Below are 12,655 nucleotides of genomic sequence, written 5' to 3'. Positions count from 1 at the left end.
CCTACAACTCTCCAAACAAACTAGGCTTTATTATTGACTTTTGTTCTTAAAAGCTATAAATATTTTTTAAGGATTAATTGAAATTAATTAGCAAAAGAACTGATAAAACTTCCTAATGGAGAGTTGCAAATGAGTGTGAGGAAAAAGAGCTTATTGGGTGCTGGCGCGGCATTTGCAGTACTTACAGGTTTAGTAGTCAGCACAGTAGGGGCTATGCAGGCAACGATCGCCAACCCCACCACTAATCAACAGACACCACGCTTACTTGCCCAACGGCAGAAGACTTTAACAATAGTTTTTCCCAGTCGTGCTGATTCTACAGACTTGCAAAATAAGGCAAATGCGGTAGGAGCTTTTCTATCGAAAGAGTTAGGAATTCCAGTCGTCGCCCAAGTTGCTGATGATACAGCTGCTGTGGAAGCTTTGAGAGCAAATCGGGCTGATGTCGCTTTTTTAAGTAGCCGTCCGGCTTTGAAAGCGAAACAATTAGCAAACGCCAGCTTGTATCTAGCCGAAGTTCGTCCTACTTATTCTGGAAAATACACCTATAGCTCAATATTTGTTGTCCCTAAAAATAGTCCCCTAAAAACTCAAAATTCAGCTAAAGCCACTTTAGAACAACTGCGGGGCAAAAAAATTGCTTTTACTTCCCCTACTTCTGGCTCTGGGTTTATTATCCCTGTCGCTGAGTTGGTCAAACAAAAATTTGTACCTAACCGCGATCGCTTAGATGGTTTCTTTGGTCAAGTTTCTTACGGCGGTAATTACAGCAAAGCCTTGCAAGCAGTTGTGCGCGGTCAAGCTGATGTGGCTGTTGTGTCAGAATATGCTCTGAATCCACCTTATATTACCGCCGAAGAGAAGAGTAAGTTACGGGTTCTGCACAAAATTACTGGTGTACCTGCCCACGGTATTGCTATTGATGATGATGTTCCAACACCAACACGGGAAAAAATCATCAACGCCTTACTGAAATTAAATAAGTCGGAAAATAATAAACTGTTAAGCGACTTGTATAATTCCACAGAATTAGTGCGAATTAATCACGATCGTCACTTAGCAATTATGCGTGACGCTCTGCAAGTTGCTGGCATTGAACCATAATTCAGTTAACAGTTATTCAGTGAACATTTTGAATAACTGTTAGCGGATAAAGAAATTTCTATAGCAGTCCTAAATGATTCGTAAACCTCTTTCCTTCTTTTCTTGGCGGCTTGGCGGTTCGATAAATTTTACAACACAAATAGGATTGCTATATGAATGATTATGTTATTGAGTGTCATAACCTAGAAACAGCTTATGCTGCATCTCTGAATCGTCCTATTATCAACGGGATTAATTGCCAGATTAAACGCGGTGAATTTGTCGTTTTACTGGGGCTAAACGGTGCTGGTAAGTCTACATTACTACGATCGCTAGTTGGATTAGTGCCATCAGTCAGAGGAGAAATCATCGTCAATAATGTTGAGATGAATTCCCGAACACTGCCAAAAATTCGGCGCGATGTTGGGATGTTATTTCAAGGTGGCGGATTGATTCGGCAGTTATCAGCATTGGAAAATGTCTTGTGCGGATGCCTTGGTAAAAGAACAACTTGGCAAACACTCTTTGGATTTTCCAAACGCGATCGCATGTTGGCACTAAATTTATTAGAACAGTTAGGACTCTTAGAGTTAGCTTTTCAAAAAACCAGTCAATTAAGTGGCGGACAGCAACAACGAGTAGCGATCGCCCGGACTTTAATTCAATCACCGCAAATTCTCTTAGTCGATGAACCCATCACAGGCTTAGATGTTGTGGCATCCCAACAAGTCATGGAAACTCTATCCCAATTGCACACTCAGCAAGGTATGACTATTGTCGCAGTTTTGCACGATTTGGGAATCGCAGAAAAATATGCCCAAAAAGCGATCGTCTTAGATGCTGGACGCGTCGTTTACCAAGGACTTTGTGACAACTTACAAGCTAAATTTGCGAAAGTTTCCGGTTGAGTGGGATTTGATTTAATACAATATGAGTTCCTTTTTTAATTTAAAACGCTTACGCTTCTACCCTTGGCTGAGTTCTCTACTCATCTTATTAATTGTCGTAGTAGTTTATGGTTGGGCTTTGCGAGGACTCAAACTCGATTTTGAACTACTGCGTTCTAGCTGGCCATACATCACCGATTTTATTACCCGGTTATTTCCTCCCGATTGGAAAGTTTTAGATATTGCAGTTAAAGCACTAATTGAAACTGTACAAATGTCTTTATGGGGAACTACCATTGGAGCCATTCTTTCTGTACCGATTGCTATAGCTAGCGCCAGCAATATTGCGCCTGGGTGGTTGCGATCGCTAGCTAATTTACTGCAAAATACTGTGCGTTCCGTCCCCTCAATTATTCTAGGGCTAATTTTTGTAGCTGCCACTGGCTTAGGCGCACCAGCAGGAACTTTAGCTTTGGGAATCTACACCATCGGCTACCTTGCCAAATTTTATCAACAGGCAATTGAAGCCGTTGATCCGCGTTCTCTTGAATCCTTACAAGTTATCGGAGCTTCCAAGTTACAGATTGCTCAATACGGCATTCTCCCGCAAGTGCTACCTCTAGGATTGGGTTACACCTTTTGGATGTTTGAGTACAACATCCGTGCTGCTTCTGTCTTGGGTGTAGTTGGTGCAGGTGGTATTGGCTTTCAGTTGAAAAGTTACATCGACGGGTTCGAGTATACGAAAGCAACAACCATGATGTTAGTGCTTTTGGTAGTCGTTACAGTCATTGATGCTTTTAGTAGCCAATTACGTCATCGGCTCGATTCTATGTAACAAAACTAACAGTGGAATTTAACAGTGCAAGTTAAGTACACATCAACCATTCTCATGTCAACGCAAAAAGTGTAATTAAATAACACTAAATACATTTATAGTAGATACACTGATGTTTACAGGGTATTTACCGTGAGTTTTCCTCACTATTGCAAAATTTTAACAAAAAAAATATTATTTTCAGTAATCAACAGCATTTTTACTGAAAAATTTTAGCATGAGTTTATGCTTGCTAAGTATAGTCAAGATTTAATCCTTCTAGTATATACGTATTATAAAAGCGTAATTTATTTAATTACACCTACCTGGCGGCTGGTGTTTATTCTTTCAGTCAGGATCTAGAAAAATAAATAGCCAAAGTAGCAAACAGTCGATTAGGAGAACCGACAAGCATGGCAAACTGGAAATGTGATGGTGAGCCAAAAAATGGCAAAACCTACCCAAAGCAAAATCCTAATGGCAAGCATCAACCCTATGAAAATTACGGCCCATCTTGTGTGATTTGTGGTTTACCAAAGGAGGCAATGGACAATAGCCGTCAATTGCCAACATGGGTCAAACCTGCTGCTATCATTGGTGCTGTTTTAACTGCCCTTGTTGCTGCTTTCATATTTATACGTAAACCTTGTCCAACAGGTCAGCAAAAAATCAACGGTGTCTGTTTGGCACTTACTCCTGATCCAAATCCAACTACTCCTACTCCTACCCCTCCCATTACTCCTACTCCTACCACTTCAGTCTCTCCTGCTGCTATCGTTAATCTTTACCCTACCTTACGCGATGTGCCTAACGTTCCTCAGGGAATCATTAGATACGGTGGTTCTACAAGCTTTGCACCGCTGAGGAGTCGGGAAATAGTAGCGCTGATTTTGAAAGCTCATCCGGGATTTGAGTTGGTCTACACCGGGCCATCGTCAGGAATCAAGGCTGGGTCTGGTAGCGGGATCAGAATGCTTCTAGAGGGTCAACTGAGTTTTTCCCAAACTTCTAGAGAAGTAAAACCGGACGAGCATAACGAAGCGAAAACACGCAATTTCACTCTGGAACAGCAACCTGTTGCCATTGATGGAATTGCTTTTTACGTCCATCGTGATTTGACTATCCCTGGTTTAACGATATCTCAGATTAAGGATATATACACTGGCCAAATCACGAACTGGAAGCAAGTGGGTGGCCCCGATATTCAAATTACGCCTTCGAGCCGTGACCCTGATGATGGTGGTACTCCTGAATACTTTCAAGAAAAAGTGTTGGAGAAGGAAGCATTTGCCCCATCTGTAAAACCTTATGCGATAGACACTACAACTGCTATCCGAAAGGTAGCTCAAACTCCTGGCGGGATTGGTTATGCAACTGCTTCTGAAGTCTGCAATCAAAGTTTGATTAAGCCTTTGCCAATAGGAAAAGAGGCTAATCAGAGTTTTGTGTCTCCTTGTATCGAAAAACTAGTGAATAAAACTGATTTTGCTAAAGACATCTACCCTCTGACTAGACGACTGTTTGTTGTGATAAAACGCGATCGCAACCTGGATGAACAGGCTGGTGTAGCTTATGTAAACTTACTCTTAAGTGATGAAGGTCAAAAACTAGTAGACCAAGCTGGTCTAGTACCGATTCGCAACTCAACTCCTTAAAATCCCACATCCAATGAGCAGATTTCGTCGCAGTTTGTGGCTATATCCTTTGTTTCAGATTCCGTTAATCGTGTTCGGAGTTTGTTTAGTTGCGACTGTTTTGTGTTCAATTTTAGCGTTGGGTAGACCTAGTGTAGCAGTAGCGATCGCTCTGGATATGAGCAGCAGCACCTACGAAGGTCAGCCATTCAACGCACCTAATACTGTCATGGCTCAAGAAGTGGCGGCGGTGCGATCGTATATTGAGCAAAACTCCCAGCAATTAAAATCTCCTAACAAGATCCAGATTTTTGGGTTTGGCGATCGAGTTATCCCCTTAACTAATTCCTTCACATCAGATAGACAAAAGTTAGAAGCTGAGTTGAACTCAGACTTAGCAAACTCTAATCTGTCATCTCAGATTGGTACTGGAACAAATCTTAATCAAGCCATTGACCAAGGTACGAAAGCTCTCAGCAATATTCAAGATCGTTGCCGTGAATTATTGCTCGTCACTGATGGAGTGGCTGAGGTGATACCATCAGTTTTGACTCAGGCAGTAGCTCAGAAAGTTAAAATAAATGCTGTGGTGATAGGAGCATATGCTCCCGAAATAAAGTCAGCCACCGACACCACAAAGGGGATTTATCTATCTGGCGAATCGAATAATGTTCAAAGATTTTTTAAAGATATATTTTTTGCTAGCTTTAATAGCAATCACAAATGGGTTTATTTCTGGCGAGGTTGTACATGGATTGCTTTGATGTGGTTAATTATCCTGCCTTTAGACAAATGGGTTTTTCAAGGGTTAATCAACTTACCAATGAACTTTAGTGGTCAGTTGGCATTAGGCAACGCTTTATTTTGGACTGTTGTTACTCCCCTAATTATTTGGCAATTATCTGGCTTACCTTTTGTCTCAACTTGTTGAGACAGGAAACAGGAGTTTGGAGTTGGTGATTAACAAATAATCAAGATAAATAACCCTTCATATTTTAAAGTTCAAAATTAAAAGGAGAAAATTATGGCAGCAGTTGAAGAAAAAAGTATGGTTCCCACCGTGTTGGTGGGTGTAGGTGGTACAGGTGTAGAAGTCTTGTCACGGGTAAGAAGATTAGTAGAAGAAGTCTATGGCAGTTTGAAGAATTTTCCAATTATTAGTTTTTTTAGTATTGACACAGATAAAGATTATAAAGTAAGTAATCCAGAGGTAGCAGGATCGCCATTAATGGATCATGAAAAACATTGGGCAAGTGTCAGTGGTAAAGAAGTCAATGACATTATGTCCAATATGGAAAAGTATCCTTGGATTGAGTCTTGGTTTCCGAAAGAATTAGAGCGCAATATTGGAGCATTAGAAGCTGGTGCAGGTCAAATTCGTGCCTGTGGTCGCTTTGCCTTTTTTTATAACTATCACAAGATTAGACAACGGTTTATTGAAGCGTGCGATCGCGCCAAAGGTCACGAAAGTTTGATGTTAGACAAGTACGACATCAGAGTTAATAGTGGTGGGTTAAATGTTTTCGTCGTTGGCTCAATTTCTGGTGGTACTGGCAGTGGGATGTTGATTGACATCGGCTACTGCTTACGTAACTGGCTTAAAGGTCAAGGAAGCCCTTTAATTACAGCAATTGTCCCAATGCCTAATGCTTTTGCCAGTATTAATGTGGGCGATCGCGTTCTCGCTAATGGCTACGCTGCTCTGATGGAATTGAGTTACTTTTCTGACTACAGAACTGAGTATGTAGCTAAATTTAGCGCTGGTTTAGTGGATGAGGTTCGCAATAAATTACCTCCCTTTGACTTTACTTATTTAGTTGGCACCAAGAATGGCGAAAGTGAGTTTAATCTCGACCAAATTCGGGAAATGATTGCTCAAAATGTTTTTTTGGATCTAACCTCTGATTTTTCTCCACACAAACGTTCGATTCGAGACAACATTAAAGGAGCTTGGGCGCAGGCTGATTCAGGTGGTAGAGGCTATCCCAAAAACTTCATGAGCTTTGGTCTTTCCACAATTGAAATTCCTGTAGCTCAGATTCGCAATTCGCTATCCAATCGCCTAAGTATGGATTTAGTAAATTGGTGGCTGAATGACTCGGTGTCGCTGCCACCTAATGTTTTGGATTTGGTACAAAATGATATTCTCAAGCCAATGCGACTTACAGAAACCGAATTGCTTGCAGACCTCTCTTCGGCAGTAGATAAATCGTATGTGTCAGAAATATCTGGCTGGATTAAGAGTATTCGTGATGAAATCACCAGCGACAATAAATTGCAATGTACTCATCAAAATGTAAATGTGCTCGGCACAGAACGAGGCAAAATTCTGAGATTTCTGGATGATTATCTTATCCCCAAAGTTGATGAATATCGCGCCAATCATTTGCGAGAATTAAGCCCCGATGAACGAACACATGGTGACTTTCTCCAAAAAATGTACGATAACCGCGAACAGATTATCGAAAAAGGCAAAAACGCGATTGAGGCAGAGTTTTACAAGATCATTAGCGATCGCAATCGCGGCCCCAAATTTGCTGATGCTTTCATTACTAACGTCCGTCAGCTATTTGCCAATACTTCAGAAAAGTTCCGCCGGGAGTTAGAAAAAGTTTGGCAACCTAACGAAACTAATCGGCAACAGCAGTATAATGCCGCACTCCAAGATATTAACCAATTTAAAAATTTGTTTGGCTTAACTAAACAAGCCCAAATGGAGAAGTATTGCGAGGAAGCACTCACAGGTTTAGAAAGCAGCTTTATTGCGATCATTCAAGGCAAAAGCCGCAGTTTGTCTCTACAGGTGATTGAGCGAATTTTAGAGCATCTGAATCGCATGGAGCAGCGATTAACGCGGTTTAATCAAAGGCTGCGGCAACTACGCGATAATTTTAAACAAAAAGCTGACAAAGAAGCAGATAGCGCTGATGCTTTGAAAATTAACGGGTTTAAGCTCTATAACCGCGAAGAACTCAACCTACTTTATGAGGACATGATTGAGCAGTTAACAGCAGCCACTCAAGGTAGCAAAAGCCGCTATGAAATAGGGCTGAACCAGATTTGCACCACTATGTCGGAAGATGTTTTGCGAGATACCAGTCCTCTGTGGAAACAGACTCGCACCGCCAAACAAGTAATGCAGTTATTCGATATCAGTCAACTACTAGAAATCAATGATGAGGACTTTCAAGAAATAGTTGCCGCCAGAACCCAGTTAGTGGTCAAAAATCCTCCTCAAGAGAGCCGATTAAAGCAAGATTTAAAAGCGTGCGATCGCCTTTTCAAAAACTTCCAAAATGATCCAGAGGCAATTCGCAGCAACATCCGCATTGTTTATCAAAAATCCCAACCGCTAATCTTACTATCCCAAGCAGTTCTCTCAGGTGCAGATGCCGGGTTTACTCCCGCCTTAAATACCAAAGTTGCTATAGTGGGAGGTCGCAATAGCAGCGATCCGACTGCTATTAAACTAATTCCTTATTTACAAGAAAGAGTGGGAAGTGCCGATTCTATCACTCCTCTGGGACAACAAGAACAGCATCGGATTGTTTTTGTTCAGGAAAAAGGCGGTTTTTCACTGCGCTGTATAGATGGTATTAGAGAGTTGCGGCAATCTTATCAAGACTGGAAAGGACAATCCATTGAAGCAAAACGAGCGCAACTCAGAGGTGAAAACAAAGACCTCCCTGTTCCCGTTCATATTCAAAAAGAACCTCCTTTCTGGGATGTCTTGCCCGAAAACCCCGAAGTTTTTAAACTAGTAGTGCAAGCCAGAGCATTGGGTATTTTGCGGTTAGAAGAAAATCGCCGCACTAAAGAAAAGGGGATTCGCTACACCCTCGAAACTGTTACCGGCGCAGAGAATGTAGAAATTGCCTCTAGCTGGGAAGAAGCCGTGCAAGTATTAGAGGTGCTGGCGTGTCGCCCTGATAAAGAAGCAATTGGGGGTCAAGTTTCGGCAAAACTAGCCGATGCTGAACAAGACCAAGACAAACAAGCCTTGTACGACCAGTTCATAAACTATTTGAAGCAGCGAGAAGCACAACTAGAAAAAGATGGGGGTCAAGATAGTCCAGATTACAAACGCGAAAACACAATTATTCGGGATTTAATCACTTCTAAGAAACTGCTACCAGATAACAAAAGCAAACCCCCAGTTATTCAGCCTGTAATTCCTCCTGAGAAGCCACCAATACCAAATATTCTTCCTGTTGAAATTCCTTTTGTCCCAAGTGCAAATGTTTTCTGTGTCGAGTGTGGTGTACAAAACCCGGCTCAGTCTAAATTTTGTTGTAACTGCGGGACTCGATTAGTTAAACCTAATTGATTTAGGGCGATGGCTCTACTAATTTAACCTTCCGGTTTTCTCGTCTGCATTCATAACTCAACAGTAGAGTGAATGTGTAGCAGCTAACTTTGGGAATACTGAAATTAAGTACCCTAAAGGAGTATTAAAAATGTCAGAAAATCGTATCAGTGCTAGTCTATCCCCAGCAGATAAAGAAGCAGTCATGCAGGCGATCGCTACAATTAGAGAAAAGTTACCATTTTTGGTAGATTTGACCCCTGAAGATCGGCGAACAATGCTGAAGATGGGAGATAAAAGTCGGGCTTTTGTCAGCAAAGCTTTAGAAGTGGCGACGCAAAACCCTAACTTTTTGCCCCGTTCTTTTGATTTAGAAGAGATGCGCCGAGATTTGGAAATATATGAGGACTTGTATCCAGTGCTATTGTCTCTAACCCAACTGCAAGAATTAGTGGATGATACCTGTATAGCCTCTGCTAGTGAAGCGTATGCAGCAGCATTAGCAGTTTATAGCTATGCCAAAGCTAGCGGTGATGTCGCAGGTTTAGATGCAGTAATTGATGAGATGGGACGCAGGTTTAACCGCCGTTCTAAGAAAAAGAAACCCGAAGTCTCAGTTAGCTAAAGCTTGCAATAAGCAATTATACCAGTTGTCAACTTGGTAAAATACACATCATTTGTAGGGGCATAACATTGTTATGCCCTTTTTGCGTCTTGAATCCAAAGATTTTTGAAACTTGCGGAGGGAGGTTTTGTTTGTATAGTTACGATTTTTATAGCGTATCTCGTTTACCTAAAATACACTTTGACCTCTCTCCAAACCTCTCCCCTACAAGGGGAGAGGCTTTGAATCTTACTCCCCTTCCCTTGTAGGGAAGGGGCTGGGGGTTAGGTCTGTATTGCACTCAACTGATAACCGCTATAGTCACCAGGGCATTTTTGAGCCTCAGAAGGTCAACATTGAGCCTCAGAAGGTCAACATTGAGCCTCAGAAGGTCAAAGTCGAGCCTCAGAAGGTCAAAGTCGAGCCTCAGAAGGTCAAAGTCGAGCCTCGGAAGGTCAACGTTGAGCCTCAGAAGGTCAACGTCGAGCCTCAGAAGGTCAACGTCGAGCCTCAGAAGGTCAACGTCGAGCCTCAGAAGGTCAACGTCGAGCCTCAGAAGGTCAACATTGAGCCTCAGAAGGTCAACGCATAAAAATTACCTAGAAAAAGTTTGATAAATTCCGAAATACACTTTGTATATTTAGTAGTTATCCTGTAAGCATTAGCATCTCAAAATAGAATCTTGTAATGAACCCGCAAAACAAGCCCAAGAGTCTACAAGATATTCTTAAGCAGCGCCAGCAATCAGGTTTTGTGGGTCGTGAAGACCAAGTAAACCAATTTCGCCAAAATTTAACATTATCCCCAGAAGACAATCGCCGTCGTTTTCTGTATAACGTTTGGGGTCAAGGCGGAGTTGGTAAAAGTACCCTGCTGCGACAGTTTCGTAAAATTGCTGACGAAGCAAAAATCATTTCGGCTTACATCGATGAAGCTGAAAAAACTGTACCAGAAGTCATGGGTCGTTTAGCTGAAGAGTTAGAACGGCAAGGTCATAAACTAACGCAGTTTACAGAACGCTACAAAGTTTACCGTCAAAAGCGCCAAGAATTAGAAACCGATCCAGAAGCTCCTCAAGGTTTTTCGGCTTTTGTAGGCAAAACTGTCTTTAAAACTGGTGTGCGTCTAGCGCGTCGAGTTCCCGTTGGCGGCGCTGTATTTGACTTGGTAGATGAGGATGCTTTTGCTACCCAAGCCGGAGAATGGGCATCTTATGTTGCAAAGAAAATAACAAATAAAGATGAGGTGCGCTTAGTTCAAGAACCTGAAGAAGTGCTAACCCCGTTATTTTTGCAAGATATTTTTAAAATTGCAAAAGAAACTACTGTTGTTTTGTTTTTTGATACTTATGAACGCACCGGGGAATTCTTAGATAACTGGCTACGGGAAATTTTGGAGGGTCGCCACGGTGAAGTCTCTCTCAATATATTGATAACCATCGCCGGTCGGCATGAATTAGATAAAAATCATTGGGCATCTTATGAGGGGTTAATAGTTCGTTTCCCTCTGGAACCCTTTACAGAAGAAGAAGCCCAACAATATCTAACTCGCAAAGGCATTACAGACAATCGCATTATTGAAGTGATTTTGCGCCTTTCTGGAAACTTACCCCTGCTAGTGGGAATGCTAGCAGATGCTCATCCTAACGACCCAAACCAGGTAATTGAGCCTAGCAGTAGTGCTGTAGAACGCTTTTTAAAATGGGTTGATGATCCTAAACGGCAACAAGTGGCGCTTGATGCTGCCATTCCTCGGTGTTTGAATCGGGATGTTATGGCCAAGTTGAGAGGAGAAGAAGAAGCGGATGAACTGTTTAGTTGGCTGAAAGAAACATCCTTTGTTAACGAACGTACCGATGGCTGGGCTTATCATGATGTTGTCAAAACCCAAATGTTACGCCACAAGCGCCTTTCATCGCCGCAAGGTTGGGCTGACATACATGGCAAGTTAGCAGACTATTATCACAGCCTGCGGAACGATCTGCAATTGGAAGAAGAGGAAAAACAGCGCGATCCTAGCTGGCAAAGTCACACATTAAATGTGTTGTACCACAACTTATGTCAGTCACCGCAAAGGAATTTATCTGTATCTCTGAATCAATTTCTTGCTGCACTCAAAAATCAACGCAAATTTGCCCAACAATATGCAGAAACGATGCTTCAGGCTGGTAAAGATGCGGATTCTGCTGAAGTTCAGCGTTGGGGTGAGCAACTAGTAAATGGGTTAAAAGCTTATGAGGAGGACGTTTATCAAGTTACGTTGGAAATGTTTACCGCAGTCCTACAAAATTCTAGGATTGAAGTTAAATGGCAACCAATTGCTTTAGGTTGGCGCGGTGAAACTTACCGCTTAATGAAGCGTTACCCAGAAGCCCTACAAGACTTTGACTGCGCCATTGAACTTGACCCCAAATATGACTGGGCGATTGCACATCGCGGTGAAACTTACCTCTTAATGAAGCAATACACGGAAGCTCTACAAGACTTTGACCGCGCCATTGAACTTAACCCCAAACTTCACTGGGCGATCGTACATCGCGGTGAAACTTACCTCTTAATGAAGCAATACACGGAAGCTCTACAAGACTTTGACCGCGCCATTGAACTTGACCCCAAATATGCCTGGACGCTCAAATTTCGCGGTAGAACTTACCACTTAATGGAGCGTTACACGGAAGCTCTACAAGACTTTGACCGCGCCATTGAACTTAACCCCAAATTTGACTGGGCGATCGCAAATCGCGGTGAAACTTACCGCTCAAAGGAGCGTTACGCGGAAGCACTACAAGATTTTAACCGCGCCATTGAACTTGACCCCAAACATGACTGGGCGATCGCAAGTCGCGGTCAAACTTTCCTCCAGCTTAAGCAGTACAATGAAGCTCTTGCAGATTTCAATCGCGCTATTGGCTTAAAATCTCATGATGATTGGTACTTGTATGATCGCGCTTTAACTTACCTAGCTCTTAACCAAGCAAACAAAGCACAAATTGACTTAGCACTTGCTATCAAGCTTGCTAAACAGCATTACGAAAAAGATACTAAAGACTGGCGTAACACCTTTAATTTAGCCCTTTATTATTTGGCTGCTCATTACACTCAACCAGCAGAGCAATTATATCGATATACCTTATCTCAAGGTGCTTCTTTAGAGCGTATCCGTATAGCTATCCAAGACCTAAATGACTTTTTAACCGTATTCCCTAACCATGTGCAGGCTACATCCATGCGACAGTTGTTACAGTCTTCTCTAACTTAGGTTGTATAATTTTCAGTAGAAATTGTGAAGCGATGCCTAGAGCCTCCCATAATTAGTAATTAGTAA

General features: G+C 42.1%; 9 protein-coding genes. All 9 read left to right on the top strand.

Annotated features, from left to right (window positions below):
- Nucleotides 1–129 precede the first annotated feature (129 nt).
- The 9 genes from CDC33_RS19615 (at nt 130) to CDC33_RS19575 (ending at nt 12,589) form a co-directional block, all read left to right on the top strand.
- The gene (locus CDC33_RS19615; protein ID WP_109009957.1) at nt 130–1,104 is read left to right on the top strand and encodes a phosphate/phosphite/phosphonate ABC transporter substrate-binding protein; all 975 of its coding nucleotides are present in this window, start codon (nt 130–132) and stop codon (nt 1,102–1,104) included.
- Between the two features lie 152 nt (nt 1,105–1,256).
- Nucleotides 1,257–1,991 (top strand): phosphonate ABC transporter ATP-binding protein, encoded by a 735-nt coding sequence (locus CDC33_RS19610; RefSeq protein WP_109009956.1) that lies wholly within the window; start codon nt 1,257–1,259, stop codon nt 1,989–1,991.
- Nucleotides 1,992–2,013: 22 nt separating this feature from the next.
- The gene (phnE, locus tag CDC33_RS19605; protein WP_109009955.1) at nt 2,014–2,808 is read left to right on the top strand and encodes a phosphonate ABC transporter, permease protein PhnE; all 795 of its coding nucleotides are present in this window, start codon (nt 2,014–2,016) and stop codon (nt 2,806–2,808) included.
- 392 nt (nt 2,809–3,200) lie between these two features.
- Nucleotides 3,201–4,442, top strand: coding sequence for a phosphate ABC transporter substrate-binding protein (locus CDC33_RS19600; RefSeq protein WP_109009954.1), 1,242 nt, complete (start codon nt 3,201–3,203; stop codon nt 4,440–4,442).
- A 13-nt stretch (nt 4,443–4,455) separates the two neighbouring features.
- Entirely contained in the window at nt 4,456–5,352 is an 897-nt protein-coding gene (locus CDC33_RS19595; protein WP_109009953.1) for a vWA domain-containing protein, read from the top strand.
- A 93-nt stretch (nt 5,353–5,445) separates the two neighbouring features.
- Nucleotides 5,446–8,748 carry a tubulin-like doman-containing protein gene (locus tag CDC33_RS19590; RefSeq protein ID WP_109009952.1) on the top strand — a complete coding sequence of 1,101 codons (3,303 nt, stop codon included), beginning with the start codon at nt 5,446–5,448 and terminating at the stop codon, nt 8,746–8,748.
- A 130-nt stretch (nt 8,749–8,878) separates the two neighbouring features.
- Nucleotides 8,879–9,352 carry a hypothetical protein gene (locus tag CDC33_RS19585; protein ID WP_109009951.1) on the top strand — a complete coding sequence of 158 codons (474 nt, stop codon included), beginning with the start codon at nt 8,879–8,881 and terminating at the stop codon, nt 9,350–9,352.
- A 274-nt stretch (nt 9,353–9,626) separates the two neighbouring features.
- Nucleotides 9,627–9,923, top strand: a complete 297-nt coding sequence (locus tag CDC33_RS19580) for a ribosomal eL19 family protein (RefSeq protein ID WP_109009950.1) — start codon at nt 9,627–9,629, stop codon at nt 9,921–9,923.
- Nucleotides 9,924–10,018: 95 nt separating this feature from the next.
- Nucleotides 10,019–12,589, top strand: a complete 2,571-nt coding sequence (locus CDC33_RS19575) for a tetratricopeptide repeat protein (RefSeq protein ID WP_109009949.1) — start codon at nt 10,019–10,021, stop codon at nt 12,587–12,589.
- Nucleotides 12,590–12,655: the final 66 nt, after the last annotated feature.

Origin of the sequence: Nostoc commune NIES-4072 (genome assembly GCF_003113895.1) — a bacterium.
GTDB classification, from domain to species: domain Bacteria; phylum Cyanobacteriota; class Cyanobacteriia; order Cyanobacteriales; family Nostocaceae; genus Nostoc; species Nostoc commune.
The sequence above is the reverse complement of the archived record's forward strand: the minus strand, read 5'-3'. Positions and strand labels throughout refer to the sequence as shown.

Bases quoted from the DNA above. Each gene is read 5' to 3' on its own strand.
- CDC33_RS19585 (WP_109009951.1), top strand. From the start codon at position 8,879: ATGTCAGAAAATCGTATCAGTGCTAGTCTATCCCCAGCAGATAAAGAA.
- CDC33_RS19575 (WP_109009949.1), top strand. From the start codon at position 10,019: ATGAACCCGCAAAACAAGCCCAAGAGTCTACAAGATATTCTTAAGCAG.
- CDC33_RS19610 (WP_109009956.1), top strand. From the start codon at position 1,257: ATGAATGATTATGTTATTGAGTGTCATAACCTAGAAACAGCTTATGCT.
- CDC33_RS19590 (WP_109009952.1), top strand. From the start codon at position 5,446: ATGGCAGCAGTTGAAGAAAAAAGTATGGTTCCCACCGTGTTGGTGGGT.
- CDC33_RS19600 (WP_109009954.1), top strand. From the start codon at position 3,201: ATGGCAAACTGGAAATGTGATGGTGAGCCAAAAAATGGCAAAACCTAC.
- phnE (WP_109009955.1), top strand. From the start codon at position 2,014: ATGAGTTCCTTTTTTAATTTAAAACGCTTACGCTTCTACCCTTGGCTG.
- CDC33_RS19615 (WP_109009957.1), top strand. From the start codon at position 130: ATGAGTGTGAGGAAAAAGAGCTTATTGGGTGCTGGCGCGGCATTTGCA.
- CDC33_RS19595 (WP_109009953.1), top strand. From the start codon at position 4,456: ATGAGCAGATTTCGTCGCAGTTTGTGGCTATATCCTTTGTTTCAGATT.